Genomic DNA, 26,714 nt, shown 5'->3' with positions numbered 1-26,714 from the left:
TTGAAGTTCTTGTTAATTGATCCTCCGAGATTTAGGTCTCGGAGGATTTTTTATTTTCATCGTTTTCTTTTGGGGGAATAGAACTGATCTCAGACGGTTTGGAGATCTTTTCCTGCCAAGAAGAAGGTAAAGATTTCAAATAAAGATCACGCTTCGGAAAAGGAATTTCGATTTTATTTTCCGCAAAAGTTTTAAAGATTCCACTCATCACTTCAGCACGAATATCAATCCAAAAGTCGAAGCTTTCTACCCAAAATAATAATCGAAAATCAACTGAACTGTCTCCAAAGTTTTGAAGCAGGACTTTCGGTGCTGGTACTTTCATGATCCTTTCATTCTCTAATTCTTTTTCAATCAGAGCTTTGACTTTCTCTATGTCCGAATCATACGCAACTCCTATGAAGAGCTCAACTCTTCTTTTCTTATCTGATAATGTCCAGTTGATTAAACTTTGAGAAAGTAAATCACCGTTGGGTAAAATAATTTCTGATCCATCATATGCCTGAATCTTACTAGCACGAATCCCTACTTCTTTTACAGTTCCGCTTAGCGTTCCCACCTGAATCTCATCTCCTATTTGAATCGGTCGTTCAAAGGCAAGAATAATCCCTGATACTAAGTTGTTTATTATAGTCTGCAAGCCGAAACCAATACCTACTGATAGTGCTCCAAGCACGATAGTAATCTTATCAAGAGGTATTTTTGCAGCAGTCATGGCTAAAAAAAAGCCTAGCGTAATCACTCCCAAACGAATAAGAAGAATAGAACTTCCAAGTCTTTTGGTTCGAGAATGCGCAATTTTTTGATCCTGAATAGAGGCAAAATAGGCGATGTTATTTGCCAGAAAGGAGGAAATAATCAGGATAAGAAAGAAAAGGAGTATCGTTCCAAACTCAAAAGAAGCATTACCTAGTGTTCTTTCCTTTGAAAGAAAGGCAATTACGGAATCATAAACGGGGTCGAAAAATCCTAAGTAATAGATAATACTGTAGGCCCAGATACTAACTGCCAGAATATTGAGGATACTTTGGATTCTTTTTTGAATCTCCTGAAAATCAAAAAATGTAGAGATTACATCAGTCTCTTTTTTTCTCGATTCGATCCATAGATAGATCGCTTTTAGAAAGACCTGGGTGAACAGGAACAGTGCAAGACCTCTATAAAACCCTGTTATTCCAGGGATAACATAAGATTTTGCAATACTAAATCTTCCCAGTGCATTTGCGCCAAAAGAAAAAATTGAAAAGGCTAAAATAAAAATAGATAGAAATTGTAATATCCAGGATCCATTAAATGTTTTTCCTTTCGTCTCTCGATACATTAATATCCCTAATAGTATTCCTCCTATTGCTATTGTATATATTATGGGGCGTTCAGCATATGTCAATTGCCAATGAAGACCTATTGTGGGTCCAACCAAATAAAGAGGGATAAAAAGCAGCCATATAATGAAAACTCGTTTTCCGAAATGATATAGGAGAACAGGTCCGGAGAACAAAACCATTATCAGGGAAAGAATTGAACTGAAGATTATAGGGGGGTTGCTGAAAACTAGAAAAAATATGGGCAGCACAATGATTACGCTTGAAGAGAATAGGTTTTTTTTGAGGTAAGCTACCCGCTCAAGAATCAAATCTGCAAACTCCTTTCGCTTGGCAATGGTATTTAGGATTCGATGGAGTTTGAAATATAAAAGAGTGATAGCAAGAACTAAGGTGCCTATTAATACTTGTTTTTCTTCTAAATATCGTTTCAAAACAAAAGTATTGACCTTGATGGAACTTAAAAATTCAGTCTTTACAGGGACTTGATTTTCATAGTTTTTAGTTTCCCAAATGTAATTAACTTCTTTCTGCCATGATCGCTGCCTAATGGCCAAAGCACTTTGCTTGAAAAATTGAGATAGATCTAGAATTGATAAGGTAATTTCAGAAATTTTTGCTTGGAAGGTTGTTAGAATAATTTCTTGTTGCAAAAGAGTACTGTCTAATTCATTTATTGTGCTCTTGATTTGATTTACCTCTTTTGTGATTAATGGAAACCTCGTAGTATCCCTCAAGGTCATATTTATAGTAGAGTCACCTTGGATTTCTTCAAGTGATCGACCAACTTCAAGTAGCTCATTCATCCGTCGGCTGATCAGTACTTCATAGACTTCCTTTTCCGCTTCAAGAGATTTGATAAAGTTTTCTACCCCTTTCAAGTAACGCTGATTTATTAAATCAGTGTCCCTTGAGGTGAGCTCTTTAAGCGTCTCAGTTGATTGTTTTAAAACAGGTAAACGAGCACTGATTTCTGTAGTATCCGGAAATTCGGATAGAATGAGTTTTAGTTTCCCAAGTTGTACAGCATAATTTTTTGAGAGATTGACTACTTGGCTTAAATAGGAGCTAAGACGGTTATTTTTTTTGCTTTCGTCACCTGCTAGGAAAAGACTGTCGACAATTGTAGAAGGCTCATTTATGGTGGAGTCTGTTACTGTGGTGGATTGACCATAGCCAAAAAATGAAAATTTCAAGAAAAGAATTGACAGTAATAGTAAGGCTCTGGTTGGCATGTTTTTGGGTTTTTCTAATTACCAAATTGCAAGTAAAAGTGAATATTGACAAATGGTTTTTTTATTCTGAGGATTTCCCAATTTAATGAAAGGAAAAGTAATTCAAAAAATCGTGATTTAACTGTCAGATAGGCAGTATATGTGGTGTTTTTCAGGAAAAACAGGTCATAATGGCTTAAAAATTAGCTTGGAACGAATTTTTCTAAAATGATTTCAAAATTGATTTATTCACTAAAACCAACAATTATCATGAAAATCGTAAAGACAAACCAACTTGATCCAATGTATCCATCAAACTTCAGTAGTGTGTTGGATAAGTTCTTCAATGATTCCTTTGGGGCTATAGAAAAGCCTTTTAATCCGGCAGTGGATATTGCCGAAGATGAAAAGAATTTTGAAATCCATGTAGCAGTTCCTGGAGTTCAGAAGAAAGATTTTAGCGTAGAATTTATTGATGGCAAGCTCAATATTTCCGGTGAACGAAAGCTCGAAGAAAAGAAGGAAGGTAAAAATTTCCATAGTATCGAGAGTCAATATGGTTCTTTTAAAAGATCCTTCTTTCTGCCTGAAGACGTGAAAGCAGATGCTATTGAAGCGACCTATGAGGATGGACTTCTTAAAGTACTTATTCCTAAAAAAGAAAAAACTGAAGTAAAAAAGGCTATCGAAGTGAAATAATGTGAGGAGTGGGAAAACCCCACTCCTTATATTTTGTTTAGTTTTAAAAGAGTCTGAAAAAGCGGTTAATTCTTGTTAATTTGGAGATTATGATGCTGAAATAAGCTCGGTTTTTGGAATGTTAATTCCTGTAGTTCGTTTATCAATTATAACAAAAAGAATAAAAAGATATGACCAAAAGACAATTCTTCATAGGAATGTTTCTAGCCTCCTTGATAGGTGGGATGGTGGCATTGGCGGGTGTGAGCTTTTTTATTCAGCCCCAGCCTCAGTCAAATTTCGATGAAAAACAACAAACAAGTTTTGTGAACTTGTTGTCAGACAAAAATTTTACGATTCCCGATGGAATCAATTTCGTGACTTCAGCGGAGATTGTCACCCCTGCAGTAGTCCATGTAAATACCACCATTTCTTATTCTGGAAGGCAGCAGCGTGATCCTCTTCAGGAATTCTTCCAGTTTCCTCAACGAGATGGAGGAAATCAGGAGCGTCCAATGCCTATGAGTTCTGGTTCAGGAGTTATTATTTCGGCTGATGGTTACATTGTTACTAATAATCACGTAGTGGATGGGGCTACCAAAGTGGATATTTCCCTTGAAAACAATAAGCGCTATGTAGCAAAAATTATTGGTACTGATCCCACTACAGATTTAGCGCTCCTGAAAATAGAGGCTACTGGTTTGCCTTTTGTGAAATTTGGCGATTCAGACAAAACTAGAATTGGAGAGTGGGTATTAGCTGTGGGTAACCCTTTTAATCTAAACTCAACTGTTACTGCAGGAATTATTTCTGCCAAAGCACGGAACATCGGAATCCTCACAGAAGTAGAAAATAATCTTCAGGTGGAGTCCTTTTTGCAGACCGATGCGGTAGTCAATCCCGGGAATTCAGGAGGAGCATTAGTCAACCTAGCAGGAGAATTGATCGGTATTAATACAGCAATTGCCACCAAAACAGGCTCTTACAGCGGATATTCCTTTGCTGTACCAAGTACTCTTGTCAAGAAAGTAATGGATGATTTGATGATGTATGGTACTGTGCAGCGAGGTTTATTAGGAGTAAATATCCGGGATATCAGCCCTGAATTGGGAGAGTTCCTAGGTAAAGAGTTCCCAGTGGAGCAAGGTGTATATATCGGAGGAGTAAATGATAATAGTGGAGGAAAAGAAGCAGGATTGAAAGAAGGTGATATCATTATCGGTGTTGATGGAAGAGTAACCAATTCTGTTGCAAATCTTCAGGAAATGGTTGCTAGGAAACGGCCTGGAGATAAAGTCGAAGTAGAATATATCCGGGAAGGTAAAACCTATAAAACAACTGCGACTCTGAAAAATTTTGCTGGAGACACAGAAATCGTGAAAAAAGTGATTCCAAAGACTTTTGAATTTGAAGGAGTAGTTTTCGAGGATATCAAAGCTTCACTAAAAGAGGCCCTGAGAATCCAAGGCGGGGCAGTGATCAGCACAGTTTCCGGAGGAAAATGGAGAAGTGCAGGTGCTAGACCTGGATTTATCATCACCTCGATTATTTCTAGTGATGGAAGAGTGAGGGTGCAAGGTGCGGAAGAACTTATTGAGATTTTAGACGGACTCAACGGAGAAGAAATTGTAGTGCTTGGAATGTTCCAAGATGGAACGGAGTACTACTTTGAAGTAGAAGTTGATTAATCACCCCAAAGTCTAAATGACAGCAGGCTAGAATTTTCTAGCCTGCTTTTTTTATGGCTATTCAAAAGCTTTCTGTAATTTGAATGACAACAAACCCAATCCCTATGAAAAAAATATTTTTAACAGGTTTTGCAATCTTGATGTCAATCGGATTGCATGCTCAAGTATTGATCCCAGCGTCCAGCGCACCAGTAAAAGGGATGTCCCAAGATCGAATTAATCGCATCGATCAAATGCTCGAGGAAAGCGTCCAAGCCAATCATATTCCCGGTTTAGTTGCCATGATCGTCAAAGATGGAAAAGTCGTTTACCATTCTGCCAAAGGCTTAGCAGACCTGCCTTCTCAACGAAAAATGGAGAAGGATCAGATCTTTAGGATTGCTTCACAAACCAAAGCAATAACTTCTACCGCGGTGATGATGCTATGGGAGGAAGGAAAATTCCAATTGAATGATCCGATTTCGAAGTGGATTCCTGAATTCAAAAATCCTCAGGTCATGACAGGATTTCGATTCGGAGACAGTACCTATTCCACTCGTGCTGCCTCAAGAGAAATCACGATTAAAGACTTGATCACCCATACTTCAGGTATCGGCTATGGGATGATTGATGGGGATGAGCGAATGAAAATGATCTACCAAAAGGCAGGAATCATTGATCTATATACTACGGAGCCGATTACCATTGGAGAAAATATCAAGAAGCTGGCAAAACTTCCACTTCATCATGATCCAGGATCCAAGTATACCTATTCTGAGGGATTGGATGTCTTGGGTTATTTTATAGAGATTGTATCGGGCATGCCTTTCGATGAGTTTTTAAGAACTCGGATTTTTCAGCCTTTGACGATGACGAATACTGGATTTTACTTGAATGAAGCCCAAGGTGAGAAATTGGTCACGGTGCATCAATTTGCAAATGGACAATGGCGCCCAATGCCAGTGACTTTTTATGACCCGGATTATCCCAAGAAGGGAGCGAAAGCATTTTTCTCAGGGGGAGCAGGTCTGAGTTCCACTGCCGAGGATTATGCTAAATTCCTTCAGATGTATCTGAATGGAGGGATTTATAATGGGAAAAGAATCTTAAGCCCTACGACCATTGAACTCATCATGTCCAATCAAGTGGGGGATTTGATTGGAGGAGGAACGGGAAGCTATGGGCTAGCATTTGGAATCGTGAATGAAGTTGGTTTTCTAAAAGGGGGAAATGGAAGCGTCGGTACATTTGATTGGGGAGGGTATTTCAATACCCAGTATTTTGCAGATCCAGTGACCAAAACAATTGGAATCCTGATGAAGCAAACTCAAAGTGGAAACGGAGATCAGACCGGTTGGAAATTCCGACAAATGGTTTTTGCTGCCGTGGAATAAGCTTCTTTTTTAAGCACAGCGATCGCTGAGGCGTGACAGAGCAAGCATAAGGATTAAAGGTCCAAGTCTTAAGACTTGGACCTTTAATTTTCCTTCCAAAAGGAATGCTGGATTATAGCAGCTATTTAAAGCTTATCGATCGCCAGTTTGTATTTAGGATCTTCGATCACATTGACATCGACCAATTTGTCTGCATTGGCAATCAACTTGAGGCAGTCCGGACTGAGATGTTTCAGATGTACAGTCTTGCCCACTTTCAAATAGCGTTCAGTAATCCGATTGAGCGCTTCGATCGCTGACATATCCACGATTCTACTTTCCGCAAAATCAATAATTACTTCATTTGGATCGTTTTGGATGTCAAATTTTTCTGCGAAAGCTGCCACAGAACCGAAGAAAAGCGGGCCATACATTTCATAATGTTTGATTCCATTTGCATCAATTGATTTGCGAGCTCGAATTCGCTTGGCATTGTCCCAAGCAAAGAATAGTGCAGCTAGGATCACTCCGACTAAAACTGCCAATGCCAAATTGTGAAGGACTGCGGTAATTAAGGTCACCAAAACCATCAGGAATACATCTGATTTGGGCATCTTGGTGAAGGTTCGTAAGCTCGCCCATTCGAAGGTTCCGATCGAAACCATAATCATCAAACCAGTCAGAGCCGCCATGGGTACTTGCTCTATTAGACTGCTTCCAAACATGATAAATACCAAAAGCATCACGGAAGCTACAATCCCGGAAAGTCTAGCTCGAGCTCCGGAGGAGATGTTGATCAGGGACTGACCAATCATCGCGCAGCCACCCATTCCTGAGAAAACTCCAGAAAGCATATTAGCTATGCCTTGTGCTACGGCTTCTTTATTGCCTCGACCTCTGGTTTCGGTAATTTCGTCTATAATATTTAAGGTTAATAAGCTTTCGATCAAACCCACTCCCGCCACAATTGCTGCATAAGGAAAGATAATCTGAAGGGTTTCAAAAGTTAAAGGAACTGCTGGAAGGTGAAAAGGAGGGAAGCCACCTTGGATACTGGCAATGTCTCCGACGGTTTTTGTGTCTAAATTTAAAAGTGATACTACTCCAAAAACCACCAAAATAGCAGTCAAGGAAGATGGGACTACTTTGGTGAGTTTCGGTAAACCCCAAATTATCAGCATGGTCAAAAGTACCAAGCCCACCAATAGGTAAAGTGAACCTCCAGTCAGCCAAGCGCCAGTACTATCTTTAAACTGATCTAGCTGAGACATGAAAATGATAATCGCCAGTCCATTTACAAATCCAAAAATCACTGGATGAGGCACCAAACGCATGAATTTTCCAAGTTTCAAAGCTCCCGCCGATACTTGAAGAATTCCTGCCAATACTACTGCGGCAAAAACGTATTCTACGCCATGGGTAGCTGCCAGCGAAACGATCACCACTGCCACCGCACCGGTGGCGCCGGAGATCATACCTGGTCGTCCGCCCAAAATAGAAGTTACCAACCCCATCATAAAAGCGGCATAAAGACCAGTAAGCGGAGAAAGTCCTGCGATAAATGCAAAGGCAACTGCCTCAGGAATCAAAGCCATCGCCACGGTGAGCCCTGAAAGCACTTCGGTTTTATAATCGACTCGCTGACTAAAGTCAAAGAGGTTGAGGTAATTCTTCATTGGAATAATAGGTTTTCAGCTTTGAGGAATTTCCTAAATTCCTTTTCTGAGATTAATTAAGTGGGCAAAGGTAAGGAAATTGAGTTAAACCGAATTTTATTTGGCGATGGATTGCCATTGATTTAAGATTTAAAAAAAAACCAAAAAATATTTTTGGAAAAGCGCTTAAATTAATAATTCAGTTTGTATTTTTTGCCATGGAAGATTCTATACATGCCAGTCGGCTTTTTGGAGAGATTGTGTCATTTAATCCTGAAAAACACTTTGGTTTTATCGAGGACCAGAGTGGTACTAAACATTTTTTTTATCAATCAGAGCAGAATTTTATAGTCGATTTAGAAGAAGGATTAATCCTTAAGAGATATTATGCCACGGTTGGAGACACTGTATCCTTTACTTTAAGACCCAATTTTAGGGAAGATGATCCTCCGGTTGCAGCTGGTTTGGTGCGAATGGCAAACTTTCATCGTCTGGATATGATTCGGATGAGTACTCAGCGGGAATTTCTTGTGGGAACTCTGATGAGTTTCGGAAAAAACTTCTGTATTCGACATCGAGAAACCCAAGCTATGGTCAATGTAAACATAAGTGTGTCTTCTAGAAAGCCCGAGGAATGGCTCGCTGAAAAAGTTGGATATTGGGTTCGATTTGTATTAACCAAAAGTGAGGATGAGGAAAAAGTCTGTGCATATGTACTTGATATACCGCAGCGAGAAAGTGTCAAAAAAATCCTCTGTAAAATCGAGTTGGGAGAACAGGTTCAAGGAAAAGTAGTGCACCGCTCTAATGCTGGCATTACTTTGTTCTTAAAGGAGTATTACTTTAATGGCAACTTGTCGATCAAATCCTCCCAATCCCCAGAAGAGATAGACTATTTTGATAGTATCAAAATGGGGCAGTTTGTCTCAGCATACCCGACTGAATTCCTTTATGAAAAAGGTCTCGTGAAAATGAATTTTTTTCGACCTAGAGATGAGTCACAAGACTTGATTCTTGAAAAATCTGAAGGCGATGTCAACAATTCAACATCGCCCTCAGAAGTTTAAATGAATAAAAAAAGTTATAGGTTTCGTGCAATTTTAGAGACAACCTAGGACTCTTTTCCAATTTGAAATAGTTTAATTAGCCAAGAAAAACCTGAATTCTTATTTCCTAAAAAGAACTCCCACCCCACCTTCTTGTGCAGCTTTATTGAACCCAGGGATTTCCTCGTTCAAGAGTTTCTCTCCTTCAGCCTTAAGCGTTTTCCACTCTTCCCAGAGTTCGGCGTATCGATCTTTTGAGCCTTTATTTACTTTAGGGATCGAACTTTCGGTTTGATTGATCATGTAAAGGTAGTTCGCAGTGAACTTATTCGGGAAGTTTTCCACGTCATCATAGGCTGTGGATTTCCGCTGGATCATCTTTTCATCCCAAACTTGAAGGCTCTTCTGCAAGTTATTTCCAGCTTCAGTCAATGCTTTGAGTTCTTCTTTCCCTTTAGTTCGAGACAATAACCCTTTCAGTTGGGTTTGATAGTCCATTGCCTCATTCACCATATTATGCATTTCAGTCAATTCAGCTTCCCTGGCCTTCATAAATACATCATACTCTTCATAATCAGACATTGTGATTTCATACAATGGATTTGCTTTGATGGTGACTGAAGTTTCAGAAGTTTGACTTTCTGTCTTCAGTGTCAATTTATAAGTTCCTGGGATAACTTGATGCCCACTATAGCTCGCTTCAAGATAAGCAGTTGGAATTCCTGGCATAGTGGCATGACGCATATTCCAGACGAAGCGGTTGATTCCTTTTTTCACAGAAAGTGTGGGCTCAGGAGAAGGGCCGCCATCATAAACTTTGAAAGAAGCGTCTTTTTCAGAGCTTATTGTTCGAATCAAGTTTCCAGCAGAATCATGGATTTCCAAGCTTATTTTGGTCGAATCGGTAGTGTTTTCAGGTAAATGATAATAAAGCACCACACCGTTTGCTGGATTAACTCCTTCAAAAGGATCAGTACCGTCAAAATCAGAATTACTTCGACTCAGCTGACTGTACCAATTTCCTAAGTAGGTATTCTCAGGAGTATAGATTTTGGCTGCGGTTACAGATTTTTGCATTTCCCGAACCAAACTCAAATCATCCAAAATCCAGAATGATCTTCCGGAAGTAGCGACTACCAAATCCTCATGTGCGATTTTCAAATCCAGAATAGGAGTAACGGGTAAATTAAGCTGAAATGCTTCCCAGTTTTGACCGCCATTTCGAGAAATGTAAATGCCTTTCTCAGTACCTGCGTAAAGCAGATTTTTATCCTTGGTGTCCTCCCGAACTACCCGTGTGAATGCTCCATAAGGAATTCCAGAACTGATATTGGTCCAGGTTTTTCCATAGTCTGTAGTTTTGTATAGGGCTGGAGTATAATCGTTGAATTTGTAGCGAGTCGTTGCTATGTATGCTGTCGCAGGATCAGAAGGGGAAACTTCAATCGCATTGATCAAAGATTCCTGGAGCCCTTTCGGGGTCACATTTGTCCAGTTTTCTCCGCCGTCCTTGGTCAAGTAAACCAATCCATCATCACTTCCTGTATAGAATACCCCTTTTTCTAGTGGCGATTCAATGATGTAAGAAAGCGTTCCGTAATTCTCTGCACCTACTGCTTCATTGGTGTAGGGTACGCCTCCTTTTCCTTGTTTTTCTTTTTCGTTTCGAGTCAGGTCTGGAGAAATTACTTCCCAGGTGGTGCCATTGTCTCCTGTCCGTTGCACGTATTGTGAGCCATGATAAAATGTCCCCGGCTCATGTTGTGACCAAATGATCGGGGCATTCCAATTGTAGCGATAGCGCATGTCGGATGCATCTCGGCCCAAGTACTGGATCGGTGCAATCATCACATTCGTAGAACCTCCTGACTCCATATCGAGTAAGTCGATAGTCCCGAGATAGCTTCCGCCCATGACATAGCGTGGATCATCTGGGTTGAAAGCCAAAAATGCGGATTCACCGCCAGCGGAGTAATTCCAATGCTCCTGCGAAATACCACCTCTTCCCAATGCCATGCTACTGATGACGACTGAGGTATTGTCTTGCTGACCTCCGTAAATCCGGTAAGGGAATTGATTATCGGTATTGATTCGATAGAACTGAGCCGTAGGCATGTTGGATTGAGTAGACCAGGTTTTGCCACCGTTAAAAGTGATGCTTCCACCACCATCATCAGCTAGGATGATGTTTTTTGAATTCTTGGGATTAATCCAAAGGTCATGGTAATCGCCATGGGCGCCACTGATTTGTTCAAAGCTTTTTCCCCCATCAATGGATTGAAGCATGGGTGCACTTTGTACCCAAACGGTATGCTCATCATTTGGATCGGCGAAAACTTCAATGTAATACCAAGCACGTTGGGTAAGGCGATTGTCTTTATTGACAAGTATCCAGCTTTCTCCGGCATCATCTGAGACAAATAAGCCTCCAAGATCTTTTTCGGAATCACTTTCAATCAAGGCATAAACCTTGTTTGAATTTGCTCTGGAAACTGATATAGCCATTTTCCCTTTTTCCTCGGGAAGCCCTTCGTGGATTTTCTTCCAAGTTTTTCCTGAATCTGTGGTTTTGTAAAGTCCTGATCCCGGTCCACCTGAGATAACTTGCCAAGGCTTGCGCTGATGTTCCCAAAGTGCAGCATAAAGCACTTCCGGCGTATTCATGTCCATGGACAATTCCACCGCGCCGGATTTCTCATCGAGGTAAAGCACTTTTTCCCATGTTTCCCCGCCGTTTATAGACTTGTAAACTCCTCTTTCTGGATTTGGAGCATGAAGTGCGCCTTGTGCCGCGACATAGACGATGTCAGGATTGGTTGGGTGAATTTGGATTCTGGAAATATGTTGAGTCTTTTCCAGACCAAGTTTTTTCCAGGTTTTTCCAGCATCTGTTGATTTGTAGACGCCATCGCCATAAGAGGTCATCACTCCACGAGGAGCATGCTCGCCCATACCTACATAGACAATATTCGAATTGCTCTCGGAGACAGCAACTGCCCCGACAGAACCGGTTTCAAAAAAGCCATCAGAGATATTTTCCCAGTGCTGGCCAGCATCGGAAGTTTTCCAGACTCCACCACCTGTGGTGCCAAAATAATAAGTCAAAGGATCATTAACCACTCCTGTAGCGGTGACGGAACGGCCACCTCGAAATGGGCCGATGTTTCTGTACTTTAAGGGTGGAGTTTCACTTGGTTTTTCTTGGGCAAAAACTGTAAAACAGCTACTCAAGAATAAAAGAATAAGAATTTTTCGCATTGGGTTGAATGGGTTTTAAGGTTTTAAGATACTTAAAAACCCTTGAAAAAGTGTTGGACCCTGCAGTAATAAAAAAAAGCATGATAAAAATTACCATGCTTTTATTGTGATTAGTTGGTTTAGTCTTTCGAAGGGTTAATTTCCTTTTGGTTTTACTGTTCTGCTAGAGGAGCTTCTCGAAGTTGAACTCGCACTTGATTCCTTTCTAGGAGCAGTGCTTACTCGGGAAGATCCACTCTTTTGATTACTCGAAGGAGTACTTACTCTGGAGTTAGCAGGAGAAGTTCGGCTACTTGATCTCACTTCAGAACTGCTTCGTTGTTGGGGAGCATTCCGAACTGTAGGTTGAGGCGCTTGACTTCGCTGAGTCTGTGCCGGTCTTGCTTCAGGTCTTGAGGAAGTAGATCGTTGGCCTTGATTTGATCGTACTGCAGGCTGAGAAGGTTGTGTTCTCGTTTGAGTTCTTTGCTGTACAGTTGGTGAAGTTCTTCCCACAGGACTTGAGCTTCTAGATCCATTGGCATCTACTTGGGGTCTAGCCTGGCTTTCTCGTGAAGGAGTCGAAGTTTTGCTTCGCGTATCTTCAAAAGGTCTAGTTTCGAATGAACGTGATTCCTGAGTGGGAGCGCTTGATCTTACTGTTCTGTCAGACCTACTAGAGGGTGCAGTTGTATTTCCCAGGCTTGAATTGGCTGATCGTGAACTGTTGGAAACCGATCGGTCTGAAGCTTGACTTCTTGCTGATCTAGCTGTATTCGCATCTAGCACTCGAGATGGTCTAGCTTCTACGTTTCGGCTTCTGCTATTCTCAAGCTCAGGTCTATAGAGACTGATGGAGTTTCTGGATACAGCAGCTCTTCCAGCTCTGTCAGAAGCCTGAACTTGATAAACCGGAACCGATCTTCGGGTAACCCGCTCGATTTCTCTTCGATTTGGTCCAGCGACATAGCGATTATTGTTGTAAATCACCGTGTTGTTGATGATGGTAGTTTGATTATAGATTCTAACTCGATTGCGGTAAGGAGCATAATATCGATGAGCATACTGATGATAGATTCTATTTCTTGGGATAAATACGAAATAGAAGCTTGGTAAATTCACTGCTACATTGATCGAAAAGCCAGGAGCCAAAGGTGCCCAACCATAATACCCACCGCCGGTTCTCCAATTTACCCAGGCAGGTCCCCACTCATAACCCGGTACCCAGGCCCAACTCTGGTAATAATTATCGAAATACCAACGTCCGTAGTGAAAAGGAGCCCAGCCCCAATCATAATAGGACACCCAAGTGTTACCATAGGAAGTCATAGCCCAGTGGCCATTGGAACCATAAGGGTGAAAGCCTTGCTCGGCATAAGGCAGCCAGATGTATCCTTGATTTGGATCCATGACCCAATCTCCATAAGGAGCTAGTTCATCATAAAACACTTGGAAAGAAACACCAGGGTAAGGATTGGCTTCCGCTCGATTTAAGCTGCTGAAACCAAAACTCAAGAGTAAAACCAACAAGGCCTTAGTCCATTTTTTGAAGTCTTGCGTTTTCATAGTTTTTGTGGTTTTGGTGAGAAATAGTTGGTTGTTGGCTTTTCTTTTTCCAGCTTCCTTTTGCTTTGTAGATGCAGGTTTCACTAAAAAGGATGCATGCATACTAAAACTAAAATCGAGCCAAAAATTCAATCTTCTTTAAAATAAACACTCTATTGGTTTTCGAAACGATGATAATTTTAAGAAGGTTGCTCTGAATTCTTAATATTCACTTAAGAATATGATTTATAAACAGCGCTTAAACAAAAAAATATATTAAGATTTTTTTGCAAAAGTTTTTATTCAAAGAAGTATGTGTGGAATTGAAAAAAACTAAAAGTAAGTGAAGTGAAAAGACTGGTCTTTCAGAAAAAAAATCGAAATTCCTCTTTAAAATAAAATCATGAAAAATTCTAATCGCTATTCTGTATTTGCCATTTTTGGATTGATTTCAATTTTGATTTTTGCTTTTCAATCTCCGAGCGAACAATCGTTGAAGGAAATGTTTGCAGAAAATTTCCTGGTAGGTGCTGCCCTGAATTATAAAGAGGTAAATGGTCAAGAGGAGCGTGCATTGCCGGTCTTAAAAAAACACTTCAACAGTATCAGTCCTGAGAATGGCCTCAAATGGATCAAAGTTCATCCAGAACCTGATCGATATGATTTTGAGTTTGGAGATCAGTATGTTGCCCTAGGAGAAAAATTGAATGCTTTCGTAGTCGGTCATACGCTAGCTTGGCATCAGCAGGTTCCGGATTGGGTTTTTGAAAAAGTAGATGGGAGTCCAAAGACAAAGGCAGAATTACTTAAAACTCTTGAAGATCATATCGAAGCCGTAGTAGGTCGATACAAAGGGAAAATCCATGGTTGGGATGTCGTCAATGAAGCCATAGCCGATAATGGGGAATTTAGAAACTCAAAATGGTTTGATATCGCTGGAGTTGATTTTATCAAAACCGCCTTTCGGAAAGCTCATGAAATGGATCCAACCGCTGAATTGTATTATAATGATTACAATGTCTTCAATTCAAAAAAACGAGCTGCTATTTTAAAATTAGCGCAAGAAATGCGAGATGAGGGAATTCGAGTAGATGGGATTGGGATGCAAGGACATTACATGCTTCGAAGCCCATCGATCAATGAAATCGAAAAAGGAATACTTGATATTCACGAAGCAGGATTCAAAGTGATGATCACAGAGTTGGATGTAGACGTGCTAAAGCGTCCAAAAGAAGCGATAGGAGCAGATTTGGCCAAGACTTATGAGTTTCAAGCTGAGTATAATCCCTATGAAAATGGTCTTCCTTTAGAAATAGAAAAGGAGCTGAGCCAGCGATACGCAGCTATTTTCCAACTTTATACTAAGCATAGTGATAAAATCAGTCGGGTGACCTTCTGGGGAACGCACGATAAAGCCAGCTGGCTAAATAACTGGCCAGTAAGAGGTAGGACAAACTACCCCTTACTGTTTGACAAGAATTTTAATCCAAAGGCTCAGATTTTAGAAGCTATCCGTGAAAAGATAGCAACCACATCCTAAAAATTTTTATTCTCTTTTTTTCATGACAAGGCTATCAGCTGGATAAGTTGCTGCCAGCATTGCCATTTGAGCTTTGGCCCAGTCGATGATTTCCTGACGTTGTCCATCGCTCAAATTTGCTTCGGCATGAAGACCAAAATTGGTGTAATCTTCCAAAGGCATTTCACCTTCCTCCACCATCTCTATAGTCTCTTCCAGTTTATGGTTTTGAACAGCAAGCGGGAGTTTGGTAAATGTGGAAAAATTCAAATGACGCTTACCGTCTACAATGTGATCATTTAACCAATAACCGATGGGTTCAATTTTACTGTACCAAGGATAGACCGTACTATTAGAATGGCAATCATTACATGCATTTTTGAAGATAGTCTGAATATTATCCGGAACATCGTAGCTTTTTGAGATGTCGTATGTCAGGTCATTGCTGGTGTTTTTCTCGTAAGGAATAAACTGGATTCCAACAAATAGAATCAAAATGGCGATGGAGATTTTCTTTAGCATGGTTCTGGGGGTTTGAATAGAAGTTCAATTTAATTCAAAATCACATTATTTTTTCTTAATACTTTCTTAAGAATTCCAATTAGTCTTTTTGACTGAATTAATGGATATTAGTTTAATAGAAATTCGAAAATATTGATAAAAACAAAATTTTTAAACCATGCTTTTGGTATTTACTTCAGATGAACTTGAACGATTGGCGGGGAATTTTTCTGCTAAAAAGCCGAGCATTGAATTTCTAGGAGATAATCAGCTAAAAGTAAAGGTCTCCAAAGTAAGCATCAAACTTTCATTGGAGGAGGTACAACCAAGAAGACTGACTTTTAGCTATAAGATGAATGCTGTTGTTAATTTTTTTGCGGATCGATTTGTCAAAATGAACAAGCCTGGTCTGTTCTGGGATAAAGAATCAGATCGGATTCATATCGATTTTGATCAAATGCCACAGGAAGAAACACTAAAGAATTTCTTTCTTCGCCAATTGATCATCGATAATCAGAAGATAATTATAGACTTTGATCTTTACCAGAAAGTGGAGGATAAAGCCTGAGTTCTATTAGCCAATTCTTCTTTTTGTTAATTCATCCATCACCCAATTGGTCCGTGCTCCAGAAACTCCTGTGCTTGGACACTCATCCGTTCCAAGTAAATCACCGACGATGGTTTCAATCAAAGGCTGTTGAATATGCTTTGGCAGCTCAAAGCTGAAATGCTCAGTCTTTTTACCATCGATTTCCATAAGGAATTCGCCCTTTCCAAAAGTCTCGAAACTTATTTTTCCCTTGTTTCCATAAATGATAATTTGATCAATAGTCGATTCTTCTGCACTCGTAAAGCACCAATTTCCACTTCCCAAGACTCCGTTTTCAAAAACGAAATTCCCAACTACAATATCCTCGGCTCGGTAAGCTTTTCCCTGATTACTGCAGTATCCGGAAGCTTGCGTAATGGGACCAAAAAAGAAATCCAGTAAGTCGAGCTGATGCGAAGCCAAATCAAAAAAGTAACCTCCTCCGGCGATTTCCGGATCGATTCGCCAATTCTCGTCCGATCCAGCTACAAGCCCGGGTATTAAAGCTTGCTTGAGATCAATGTGAACCGTTCGAACCGAACCAATTGCACCTGAATCGATCAGTTCCTTGATTTTCATGAAATGGGGAAGACGTCTTCGATAATAAGCTACATAGAGCGGAACATTGTTCTGTTCACAGATTTCAATCATTTTCTGACATTCCGAGAACGTTCTAGCCATCGGCTTTTCCACGTAAACTGGCTTCCCGGCTTCCGCAACCAAACGACAAAGTTCTAGATGGGCATTTGGCGGAGTAGCGATGTAGATGGCGTTGACTTCCGGATCATGGATGAGCTCTTGGGCATCAGAATACCATTTGGAGATCTGGTGTCGAGAGGCGTAATCTTTCGCCTTTTCTTTATTTCTACGCATCACGGCGACGATTTTGCTATTGGGAATCAGTTGCATAGCAGGAGCAGATTTCACTTCACAAACATTTCCTACACCTAGGATTCCCCACCGGATCTCTTGATCAGCTAATTTCTTCATGGTTTTTCTTGATTTAAATCTTGTTTTCCTATCAGGGCAAAGCCATTCAATGATTCGATAATCAATTCTCCTTCTTGGATACGCGCATCGATATTTTCAAAAAACAGAACAAGCTTGAGTTCTTCGGAATTATATTCAAACCTCAAGTCTTCCCATTCTACAGTACTGTAAGAATTCGTGTAGAGTAGTTGTAACTCTTGGATAAACTGTTTCAATTCGATCCGACTTTCTTGACCATTTGAAATTATTACCAATATTGATTCACCTTCTTTATCAAGATAAAGTGCAAAGTCGTTTTCCTCTGATTTATCAGTGGAATATCTGCTAGCTTCGAACTTAATCAACTCTTCAAAGTCTTTAATTGAATACCTGAATTCTCCTATGGCTATAAAATTTAGTGGCTTTGTTTCTGCCTGATCATTTCCTAATTCATAGGAAGGAATGTAGTCCAGTCCCATGGATTTGATAAAAAGCTCATCCAGTTCCAAAGTGGGTTTTTTTGACTTTGAATTTTCGGCAGAAGTTTCAAGTATTGATTTCAAATCCTGATCAAACCAAGGTTCCAAATCTCCCAAACCATGATAATCCCCCAGGTATTGGATGATTGAATTCACTTCTTTCAAGCTTTCCTGATCTAGTTTTATTTCCTCACGGGTTCCGATGGGTTTAATTGCACCTTTTTCGCTGATTTCCCATTGGGTCTCATTTTGAATTTTTCCATCAACAAGCAACTCATTTTTCTCCAAAACACGAATGAGTCGGTTGGTTTGATTCAATGCACTCAGGCTAAACATGCCCCAAGGACCAAATGAGGCAAAAATCATAAAAGATGCTAGGGAGATCGGGATGACTTTTATGTCTTTTTTTCCAAATGAGAAATAAATAGCGATAAAGCTTAGCCAAATACCAAGAAGGGCAATAATGTAACGATTTACGGTCAGACCATATTCCTCGATTCGGATCCCAATGGCGAAAAACAGTAAAATGATCAATGGAAATAGCAGGAAGTAAAAGGTCTTGTAGAAGAGTTTGATCCAGCCACTTTCTTTAAATTCCTGAGAAGGAAAAAGTAATAGATTGGTGAAAATGCCGAGAACCGAAATGGCTATGATCATGTAGCTTACTATTCCTCGCGGCCAATCCCAAGTCAGGATAATTTTTCCTCCGTAAACATAGAGTATCAGCAAGTAGCAAAGCAAAAGCGGGATCAGTACAAATTGAGTAAAAACACGAAGTCCTTTTGGATATTCTTCTTTGGAAATTTCCTTTTTGAATTCCCTTGGAATCCCAGCAAGAAAGAACCACGTGTTGAATACGCCTACGGTGAAGAAAAAGAGTTGAGCAAAAGTTTTGGGGTCAATCTTAGCATCAAAAAGAGCCATGATTGCAAGTAAGGCGAAGAGGATTCCCAGGAAGATAACAGCGGAATATAAAGCTCCTAAAACAAGTCGCAGAAAAAGCACCTTGTTGTAATTCCAGAAACCGAGCTGACTTTTATTTTTAGAGAAAGGTAAAATCGCTACTAAAAGATGAATCGTCAGATTGTAGATCAGGTACCTGATATAAGGAGCGCGGTTGGTGTCAAAGCTGAGTTCCTGCGGAAAACTCCAATAGATTAATCCAAGAAATGCTAGTCCTCCGATTTGAATCAGCGTTTGATTTTTTTTGGATAGCTGCAGCTGCTCGCCTAGAATTCGAAGGCAGAAGAACAAGGGGATGCCAAGTGCTGCAGTAAGAAGCAGATTTACAAGCCCCAATTCTTCTTCAAAGAGCTCCAGTTCCACCAGATAGATTGCTATTCCTGTCCCAATTAGTGCAGCAATCAGACTGAGTGGAAATCGTTTGGCAGCTAGGAAGGAGTCCTCTTGAAGTTGATTTATGGAAGGAAATTTCATTTGCCGGATTATTTGAAAAGTAAATTAGAGATTTTAAATCCAAGCGAAAAGTTCTGTAGACTCTTGAAGTTTTAAATTATCTTAATTACTCCGGTTACCAGATTGAAACTGCTGTTGTTTTTGGAAGCGTCAATTAAAATGGATATCCAATCGCAAAATTAAAGATCAGATTTTCTTTTCTCCAGGTTTTGCTCCCAATATCGAATGAGTTTCCCCAGCGTTCGCCTTCTGGTAAAAACGGTTTCCTCAAAGGGGTGGCGATGTCAAACCGAATCACAAAAAACTCTATATCAACTCTCAACCCGAAACCTGTTCCCATCGCAATTTCTTTCCACCAACTTGAGCTGAATTTACCTCCGGGCAATGCTTCATTTTCATTCATCAGCCAGATGTTTCCTGCATCCAAGAACAGTGCTCCTTTCAGATAAGATACCATTGGGAATCGGTATTCAATATTTCCTTCCAGCCGAATATCACCTGACTGGTCAAAATAAGAATTGTCATCAATTACCTCTGGTTTATAGCTCCCCGGGCCAATGGATCTAATTCTAAAAGCTCGGATACTGTTTGGTCCACCGGAGAAATATTGTTTGGAAAAAGGAAGCGAAGAGGAGTTATTGAAAGGGAATCCTACACCGGCAAACAGCCTGGTGGCTATGGTTTGGGTATTTGTGAAATTGAAGTGATATCGAAAGTCTAAATCTATTTTGGCGTACTGGGCATACTCAAGACCTAAGACCTTTCCATCACCTTTTCCTAAAAGTTTATCAATTCCATGAAGTGTATTGCCGGAGAAGTCAAGACCGAGTCCAAAGAAATACCCATGAGTTCTGAATCGGTCATTGATCTTATTGTAATTGAAGGTATAATTGATTCCGGCAATAAAACTCTGTTCAAAACTTTTCTTCAGGAAGGGATTATTCTCCAGTATTTCATCAAACTCAGGTGAAGACTGGGAAAGATTTACAATGTTTACGCTGATTGGATTGATTTCATGATAGGCAAATTGATTTGCATTCCAGAAGTAGCCATAAGATGTGAGAAATGAATTGAGCCTGTATAACCCTCCTCTGCTTAAATATTCTGTACCTAGACTTATTTTAGTTTTTGGCACAGAATAGCTAAACTTCTCTTTGATGGGGACGAAGAAGATTACTCTTGGGAAAATTAAATCAGCCTTTAGACCAAGTTGAAGCGATTGTAATTTTGATCTATTTTCTCCACCAGCGATTTGGATTTCATATCCAATATTACCGGTCACATTGAAGGTTTCTCCACCATGGAATATATTTCTGTTTCTATAGACTAGATTTAGCGCTGGGCCTGCAAAATTGTTGGATTTAGAGACTCCCAAAAGTTCCGCTCGAACAGATCTCTTCGTCATGGGCGAGAGGTAAAAACTAGCGGCTAGATGCCCAAGCGAATCTTTTTTATTCAATTCTTCATATCGAAGGTTTACAAATTTGTAATTCCCAATGGAGCTTAATCGGTTGCTAGAGAGTCGAGATTTAGTCGGATCATATCTCTTCCCTTGCTCGATAAGAATGTAATCATTTAGCAGCTTTGGTTTAAAGACAAAATTGCCTTGGATAAATTCTTTTCCCTCAAGACTTACAGTGTCTAGTTTTTCCCCACTTTCATCTAAAGAGTAATTAGGAAATACCTGAATTTGATCCACTTGATAAGGCAAAAGGCCATTTTCAGGGGCGTTTGTTTTAAGTCTTAAATAGAGTTTGAACAATCTGGCAGAATCAGAAATATTCGTGTCAGCTTCAAAGATTAAATAATCATTGTTAAAGTTGTAATACCCCCTTTGCTTTAGCACTGCATCAATTCTATCTCTTTCTTGATTCAAAGTGTTTATATCAAAGCGGCTTCCTGCTTTTAATTCGGTATGCTGTATAATTTCTTGTATTTCATGCTCAATTTGAAGAGAGTCTCTATCAAGTTGCAGTTCTGTTAAGACGTAGGGATGAGATACTTTTGCCGCATATTTTACATCAGCAAACTTTTCTTTCCGGTTTACTTCAGAACTGGCAGAGCCATAGAAAAAGCCTCTGCTTTCCAGCCGATTGAGAATGAGCTCCTCGGTTCTAGATGGGTTCACTTGACTGAAATAGACAGGCTCTTGTCCAAATGTTTTGTTCAAAAAGCGATTGATAAAGCCGGGTTTTTCTTTTTCTGATTTGTAATGAGCCCAAAGTCCAAAGTACATTCCTAAAAATTTCGAGTTAGGTTCCGGACTTAGCAAGGCGTTCAGTTCTTCCTCAACAAGTTTGAAATCCTCCAAATCTTCTGGCTTTTCAATTTCAAGTGTAGCGCCGGTATATAATAGTTCTCCTTCAGGGATATGCTTTTTTATTTGGCATCCTGAGACTGAGATAACAGCCAAAAAACAGAAGAGTATGTTTTTATTTATTTTCATCTTCCTCCCTATTTTGCTGCTTTTCTTTTAACTCATCGATCGGGTTAGTTTTATTTTCTTTTTGCACAGGAGTCTTCCAAAGTTCACGGAATCCATTGAACTCTCTGTTGAAAATCAAACCAGCCCCAGTAACTACAAGCTGACCATCAATAATACTTTCAAATTGATTTTTCCGAAACGCTTTTATTCTCCACCTACCATCATCAGTTAGCATATATTCAATACTGATATTCGCCAGGAGGGAATTTGCTTGATCGGTGTTTTGTGAGCTTCCTTCCAAATCCACCTGACTGCCAACTTCGACCACGAGACGATCATTGAATAAGCTTTGTTGAGCATTTATATTTAAATCAGTTCGGTTCTGTCCACTTCCTGATTGATAATCTTGGTAGGAGTCAAAATCGAACCCAACTTGAAATCCACTATCCCCAAACAATTTGCTCGAAAGGGCATTCATTTGACTTGAAAGTATCTGACTAGCGCTATTTCTGGCAATCGCTTCGGCACCACCACTTGATCCATCACTTCCTTGGGAAGGGAAGAATCTATTCAAAACCAGAAGGGAGAAAACCTGCTTGTTTAACTCATCATCTTGTTCATTGAGTTGCAAAACTTGGGAATATACACTTCCTCCCAATGCTCCACGATCATTTTCCGGCATATCTAAAGCAAAGGAAATTTCAGGTTTCAGCAACTCCCCAGCTACATTTAAGTATACCAAAAATGGAAGTCGGGTTTTGTACTGAGACTTAGTGTCTTGATTACTTCCGGTAATTTGAGAAGACATTAATTCTGTGGCAGGAGTTTTCACCTCATAAATAGCTCGGATGTCCAGATTTGCATCCATCGGATCACCATTCCAGGTAATTCTACTTCCAGGATTGATCAAGAATTTTTTACTGATCAAATTATAAAGTGACATTTCATAATGTCCTTCTGTTATTTCATAGGCTCCACTTAGCGTGATTCTGCCATTGGGATTAATATCCATTTGCAGATCGGCACTTCCGGATAGTAAAAGGTTGTCACCGGTTTTTGGATCGATGACCACCTTGAATTTTGCCTTTGGATCAGCGGTTAATAGCGCTTGAATATCAAAACCGGAAAATGCTGTGGTATTTTCTTCTGTTTGGCTTGTTAAAAAGTCGTCTGGATTTTCTTTGTTTACAAATATTACGACGCCGTCTCGCTCTACCAGATCAAGTTGTGAATCAGGGATTATAAATGTCAAATCCGTATTTTCTTTGATATTCAAATTGGCCTTGACAATTGGGAGATTTAGATTCCCTTTGATGGATACGTCTGCATCAATGGTTCCACGTCCATATAATAATTCATTCTCTATATTGGTGGAATTCACCACCATAAAGTTTTTGGCAACCAGGTTTAGGTCAAAACGAGGATTGGTCAAATCACTTGTCGAGATCTCTCCATCAACTGTGAATTTATTGTCGTCAGCATCTCGGACTGTCAATTGATTGAAGTAGACTCCATCATTGTCTAGCGTGATTTTTTCATCCGACAAAAGATACTTAGTACTTAGTTGTGCTGGTACAAATGAGGTCTCATGAAATTGAAATTCTCCTTGGTATTTTGGTTCGCTAGTTTTCCCGCTTGCACTTACTTTACCTTCCAAATACCCCGAAGCTTCTAAAATTTGATCCTGGGAAAGGGCCGCAATTTTTGTCATTTCTGCTTTGAGAAGATCAAGCGTCAGATTGAATTCCCCTCCGGATTCATCTGCCACGAATTCTCCATCCATGTCCAGGTCAATCCCCCCATCTCTTAATTTTAAAGCCAAAATGTAGTCTCCCGAGTTTTTCGCTGTAGCATCAAGACTTAGATTGCCAAGTGGCACTCCCACGGCTTGAAGACTATCGATTTTTAGATTTCCCATTAGGCCGATTGCTCCAAAAGGGTTCTCTACGACCAACTGCCCATTTAATTTTCCTCCGGCTATAATTTCCTCCGGATTCAATAGGCTGGTAAATGTGGAAAGCCTGAAATTTTGAAAAAGGATAGCAATATTTTCGTCAGTAAAGCCTTCAATATTCTTCCTGAGAGAAAGTTCCTGTCCATTTTGAGAAAAGCTGAAATCTCTAAAACTTAAACTGTTTTCAGAATAAAGCACTTGATTGGAAGCAGGGATGGTCCAGCTATTCTTGTTAAGAATTAGATCTTCAGGATCGATGTGAATACTTAGTGTGTCCCCATCTAATCCGATATCATAGGCCACATTGTAAAGTTGCGTTTCCTCTTCAAAAGAGTTGAACTCGAAATTAATTCTTGAATCTTCCAATTCACCAGTCAGGGAAGTGTTTCCGATTTTTAAAGGACCGGAAGCCAATCCTTGAAAACCAAAATCAAAATTGAGATTACTCGAATTTGATGTGATATCAAGCCCTAAATTATCAATCAAGGTTCCTGAATAATCGATATATGGAAAATCAACCGACGCTGTAAGAGAGTTTAAATCTTGTAAATAAGACAATTTTATTTTTCCGGAATCTAGCTGCTCCAGCCCTTGAAATAAAACCTCACCTAAAATCGGATCATCAAAAATTGATATATCCATATTCATCACGATGTTACGATCGAGGGCTACTTGGGCCGAATCTTTTTGTCCTAAATATTGGAGGAAATGATTCTCAATAGCTTGAGCCAATGCTGATGGATTAGTGTTAGTCTCGATAAAACCTTTTGCCAGTTTACTGTCAATGGTTACGCTTGTGGAATCTGGCTTTACAAGTGCCTGAAGATTAAGTTGGCCAGTTGGATAATTTTTTTTGTCATGCAACACCAAACCGTCATGTAAAAAAACAGAGGCATTGAAATCATCTAAATTCCCCTCGAAGTTTGCATCAAGTTTTAGTCTAGCTCTGGATTCTTTTGAGGAAATTCCTAGCTCATAAAAATCCGCACCTTTGAGGTCCAGCGCAAGACTAACTTTTGAATTAACAGAATCCAGCGCGACGGAACTTAGTAAATCAAAATTCAAATAATCTGAATCCAGAAAAAGGCTGATATCGCCAGATCCGTTAATGATATCCCCATTTAATTGAAGCCCGGAATAATCAGATCCATATAGATTTAATTGTTCAAAATCGGACTCAAGACTTGCATTCAGATCATAAATGCTAGTACCATTTCCTTTCGCTTTAAGATCAAGGGATAAAGTATCCAAGTCTGGGTTTTTAAGTAATACTCCCAGTTGAAGTTCTGTTAATTGAAGTGCTACGTCAAAAGCGATTTCATCCAGATTTTGGTAGCGGGCTGCCAATTTTATCTCTCCTAAATCAGTGAGCAAATCCAAGTCGGCTAATAAATCTTCCAATGTTCCTCTTGCATTTGCCTGAAGATCCAATTGCTCCGGCAATTGAATTCCATAATCTGATTCGGATACAAATCGATTGATTGTACCTCTATTGGTTTTAAAATTGATTTCAGGAAAGTCAAAAAACAAAGAATCAATGATCAAGGCATTTGTAACACTTCCCTTCGCTTGAAATTCTGTTTCATCCCAGGAGATATTTAATTGTGGGATTTCTAATTCAGACAAATTTCCCTTAACCGATAAATCGCCCAAAAAAGGAAATTTTGCTAGTTCTTGGATTAGTGTATCATTTACCAATTCTGGAGCAAAGAAGTAACTATCTCTTACATCCAAGGCAAGGTCAGAAATTTCTAAATCTAATTTTGCCAGCTCCGGATTTCTTATCAATTGCTGGATAGATTCGTAGGTTAAATTAGCTTTTGAATCAACAAGACTCTTGTTGGTTTGTATAAAGAACCTTGAAATATCGGTCTCATTACCGGTAGTTTTTAATGCTAAAATCAAGTCTTTCAACTCAAACCCGCTTGCTTCTAAAAAATGGAAATTTTCAAGGTTGAAGCTTGCTGATTCATCTGCCAAATAGATATCACTAGCTTCTAAAGTTAAATTTTCGAGAAGGATTACTTCTGGATTAAAAACTCCAACCTGAGCTTCTTGGTCTTTGGTTTTGTATTCAATCTGGTTGTTATTCAATGCAAGCGCTTTTAAATCCACATTCCAGTTTGGCCATGTGAATGAAGAAGAATCAGCTTCTATAGAATTGGGAGAGAGACTGTCTGGTGTCGAAAAATCATGGTATAAAATATTGGACTCCGAAAGGCTGATTTGGTTAATCTCTACGTTTTGATTTGATAAATCTATTTCAGGAATCTGAAGTGTCAATTCTCCGATTTTTACCCTTGCTAATTGCCGGTCAACAGGATTATCATAATCTAAAGTGATGTCGCTAAGGGATAGATTTTCGATTCGAATAATCGGCAAAATGGATTCCTCCTCAGTTTCTTCAGATGCAGGAAAAGGTTTGGTTTGTTTGTATTGAATGCTGCTTTTTTCAAGAGAGATTGACTTAATCCCAAAAACATAACTTTCCAAATCCAAGGTTGGAATAGCCAATTCAAAATCTCCAAGCTTTAATTGGGCTTCAATCCCAGAGACTTCATCTAGGTAAGTGATGTCAAAATCTTTGAGCGTAACTGGCGAAAGTGAAATATTTAAAGAAGCACTATCGGTTGCTGTACTATCAGCAGCAATTGTTGCTTCATCAGTAGACGAAAATGCTTCAATCAGGTATTCAAAATTGAATTTCCCAGTACTTTCGGGACGTTTAATTCTGGCTGTTAAACCTTCCCAATTGAATTTGCTTACATGGATAGAACCATCTTGAATCAGTGGAAGAAATGAAATTCCGGCTTCCAGATTCTTTGAATAGACCAAGGTGTCTCCATCAATATCCGAAATATAAAACTCTTCAAGGCTGACATTTCCTGAGAATGTGATAAAAAGCTTCCCTACGCTTACTTCAGCGCCAGTTTTATTTTGAAGATAGGTAGTTGCTTTGTTCACTATTATCCCCTGCCCCCAAGGACTTCGAATAAAAAAGATCAAGGCAATGAAGAGAATCAATAGAATACCTATTGAAATGCCAAGGATCTTCAAAAATTTGAGCAGGTACTTTTTTATGATTTCAGTTAAAAGATTGATTCAAATACAAGTTGAAATATCCT

15 protein-coding genes are annotated in these 26,714 nt (G+C 39.6%); 6 read left to right on the top strand and 9 right to left on the bottom strand.

Annotation, left to right across the window (positions count from 1 at the left end):
• Positions 1-31: 31 nt before the first annotated feature.
• Entirely contained in the window at positions 32-2,557 is a 2,526-nt protein-coding gene (locus BVC88_RS05895; RefSeq protein ID WP_075349717.1) for a mechanosensitive ion channel domain-containing protein, read from the bottom strand.
• A 249-nt stretch (positions 2,558-2,806) separates the two neighbouring features.
• On the opposite strand from BVC88_RS05895, the gene BVC88_RS05890 reads away from it, so the two are divergent.
• From BVC88_RS05890 to BVC88_RS05880, 3 genes are all read left to right on the top strand, one after another.
• On the top strand, positions 2,807-3,235 hold the full coding sequence (locus BVC88_RS05890; RefSeq protein ID WP_075349904.1) for an Hsp20/alpha crystallin family protein: 429 nt from the start codon (positions 2,807-2,809) through the stop codon (positions 3,233-3,235).
• Between the two features lie 170 nt (positions 3,236-3,405).
• Positions 3,406-4,902, top strand: a complete 1,497-nt coding sequence (locus BVC88_RS05885; protein WP_075349716.1) for a trypsin-like peptidase domain-containing protein — start codon at positions 3,406-3,408, stop codon at positions 4,900-4,902.
• 140 nt (positions 4,903-5,042) lie between these two features.
• Positions 5,043-6,275 (top strand): serine hydrolase domain-containing protein, encoded by a 1,233-nt coding sequence (locus tag BVC88_RS05880; protein WP_245803608.1) that lies wholly within the window; start codon positions 5,043-5,045, stop codon positions 6,273-6,275.
• 125 nt (positions 6,276-6,400) lie between these two features.
• On the opposite strand, the gene BVC88_RS05875 is transcribed toward BVC88_RS05880, so the two are convergent.
• Positions 6,401-7,930 carry a SulP family inorganic anion transporter gene (locus BVC88_RS05875; RefSeq protein ID WP_075349715.1) on the bottom strand — a complete coding sequence of 510 codons (1,530 nt, stop codon included), beginning with the start codon at positions 7,928-7,930 and terminating at the stop codon, positions 6,401-6,403.
• 197 nt (positions 7,931-8,127) lie between these two features.
• Between BVC88_RS05875 and BVC88_RS05870 the strand changes: the two genes are divergently transcribed.
• A complete protein-coding gene (locus BVC88_RS05870; RefSeq protein ID WP_075349714.1) occupies positions 8,128-8,976 on the top strand; it encodes a hypothetical protein in 849 nt (282 codons plus the stop codon).
• A gap of 99 nt (positions 8,977-9,075) precedes the next feature.
• On the opposite strand, the gene BVC88_RS05865 is transcribed toward BVC88_RS05870, so the two are convergent.
• Both BVC88_RS05865 and BVC88_RS05860 read right to left on the bottom strand, forming a co-directional pair.
• Positions 9,076-12,213 carry a WD40/YVTN/BNR-like repeat-containing protein gene (locus tag BVC88_RS05865; RefSeq protein WP_075349713.1) on the bottom strand — a complete coding sequence of 1,046 codons (3,138 nt, stop codon included), beginning with the start codon at positions 12,211-12,213 and terminating at the stop codon, positions 9,076-9,078.
• 135 nt (positions 12,214-12,348) lie between these two features.
• A complete protein-coding gene (locus BVC88_RS05860; RefSeq protein ID WP_075349902.1) occupies positions 12,349-13,758 on the bottom strand; it encodes a DUF6600 domain-containing protein in 1,410 nt (469 codons plus the stop codon).
• A gap of 382 nt (positions 13,759-14,140) precedes the next feature.
• Here BVC88_RS05860 and BVC88_RS05855 point away from each other — a divergent pair, with 382 nt between their 5' ends.
• Entirely contained in the window at positions 14,141-15,277 is a 1,137-nt protein-coding gene (locus BVC88_RS05855; protein ID WP_075349712.1) for an endo-1,4-beta-xylanase, read from the top strand.
• A gap of 6 nt (positions 15,278-15,283) precedes the next feature.
• On the opposite strand, the gene BVC88_RS05850 is transcribed toward BVC88_RS05855, so the two are convergent.
• Complete coding sequence (locus BVC88_RS05850) at positions 15,284-15,778, bottom strand: heme-binding domain-containing protein (RefSeq protein ID WP_075349711.1); 495 nt, start codon at positions 15,776-15,778, stop codon at positions 15,284-15,286.
• A 157-nt stretch (positions 15,779-15,935) separates the two neighbouring features.
• Here BVC88_RS05850 and BVC88_RS05845 point away from each other — a divergent pair, with 157 nt between their 5' ends.
• Positions 15,936-16,325, top strand: a complete 390-nt coding sequence (locus tag BVC88_RS05845) for a hypothetical protein (RefSeq protein WP_075349710.1) — start codon at positions 15,936-15,938, stop codon at positions 16,323-16,325.
• A gap of 6 nt (positions 16,326-16,331) precedes the next feature.
• On the opposite strand, the gene BVC88_RS05840 is transcribed toward BVC88_RS05845, so the two are convergent.
• From BVC88_RS05840 to BVC88_RS05825, 4 genes are all read right to left on the bottom strand, one after another.
• Positions 16,332-17,336, bottom strand: a complete 1,005-nt coding sequence (locus BVC88_RS05840) for a Gfo/Idh/MocA family protein (RefSeq protein WP_075349709.1) — start codon at positions 17,334-17,336, stop codon at positions 16,332-16,334.
• On the bottom strand, positions 17,333-19,231 hold the full coding sequence (locus BVC88_RS05835) for a DUF4153 domain-containing protein (RefSeq protein WP_075349708.1): 1,899 nt from the start codon (positions 19,229-19,231) through the stop codon (positions 17,333-17,335). Before BVC88_RS05835 ends, BVC88_RS05840 begins: the two co-directional genes overlap by 4 nt.
• A gap of 133 nt (positions 19,232-19,364) precedes the next feature.
• The gene (gene tamL / locus BVC88_RS05830) at positions 19,365-21,656 is read right to left on the bottom strand and encodes a translocation and assembly module lipoprotein TamL (RefSeq protein ID WP_075349707.1); all 2,292 of its coding nucleotides are present in this window, start codon (positions 21,654-21,656) and stop codon (positions 19,365-19,367) included.
• On the bottom strand, positions 21,643-26,646 hold the full coding sequence (locus tag BVC88_RS05825) for a translocation/assembly module TamB domain-containing protein (RefSeq protein ID WP_245803600.1): 5,004 nt from the start codon (positions 26,644-26,646) through the stop codon (positions 21,643-21,645). Before BVC88_RS05825 ends, tamL begins: the two co-directional genes overlap by 14 nt.
• Positions 26,647-26,714: the final 68 nt, after the last annotated feature.

Origin of the sequence: Algoriphagus marinus (genome assembly GCF_001936475.1) — a bacterium.
Taxonomy (GTDB): domain Bacteria; phylum Bacteroidota; class Bacteroidia; order Cytophagales; family Cyclobacteriaceae; genus Algoriphagus; species Algoriphagus marinus.
This window is presented reverse-complemented; position numbering and strand designations above follow the sequence as displayed.

Coding starts and splice junctions, on each gene's coding strand:
- BVC88_RS05895 (WP_075349717.1), bottom strand. CDS start 2,557: ATGCCAACCAGAGCCTTACTATTACTGTCAATTCTTTTCTTGAAATTT.
- BVC88_RS05890 (WP_075349904.1), top strand. CDS start 2,807: ATGAAAATCGTAAAGACAAACCAACTTGATCCAATGTATCCATCAAAC.
- BVC88_RS05885 (WP_075349716.1), top strand. CDS start 3,406: ATGACCAAAAGACAATTCTTCATAGGAATGTTTCTAGCCTCCTTGATA.
- BVC88_RS05880 (WP_245803608.1), top strand. CDS start 5,043: ATGTCAATCGGATTGCATGCTCAAGTATTGATCCCAGCGTCCAGCGCA.
- BVC88_RS05875 (WP_075349715.1), bottom strand. CDS start 7,930: ATGAAGAATTACCTCAACCTCTTTGACTTTAGTCAGCGAGTCGATTAT.
- BVC88_RS05870 (WP_075349714.1), top strand. CDS start 8,128: ATGGAAGATTCTATACATGCCAGTCGGCTTTTTGGAGAGATTGTGTCA.
- BVC88_RS05865 (WP_075349713.1), bottom strand. CDS start 12,213: ATGCGAAAAATTCTTATTCTTTTATTCTTGAGTAGCTGTTTTACAGTT.
- BVC88_RS05860 (WP_075349902.1), bottom strand. CDS start 13,758: ATGAAAACGCAAGACTTCAAAAAATGGACTAAGGCCTTGTTGGTTTTA.
- BVC88_RS05855 (WP_075349712.1), top strand. CDS start 14,141: ATGAAAAATTCTAATCGCTATTCTGTATTTGCCATTTTTGGATTGATT.
- BVC88_RS05850 (WP_075349711.1), bottom strand. CDS start 15,778: ATGCTAAAGAAAATCTCCATCGCCATTTTGATTCTATTTGTTGGAATC.
- BVC88_RS05845 (WP_075349710.1), top strand. CDS start 15,936: ATGCTTTTGGTATTTACTTCAGATGAACTTGAACGATTGGCGGGGAAT.
- BVC88_RS05840 (WP_075349709.1), bottom strand. CDS start 17,336: ATGAAGAAATTAGCTGATCAAGAGATCCGGTGGGGAATCCTAGGTGTA.
- BVC88_RS05835 (WP_075349708.1), bottom strand. CDS start 19,231: ATGAAATTTCCTTCCATAAATCAACTTCAAGAGGACTCCTTCCTAGCT.
- tamL (WP_075349707.1), bottom strand. CDS start 21,656: ATGAAAATAAATAAAAACATACTCTTCTGTTTTTTGGCTGTTATCTCA.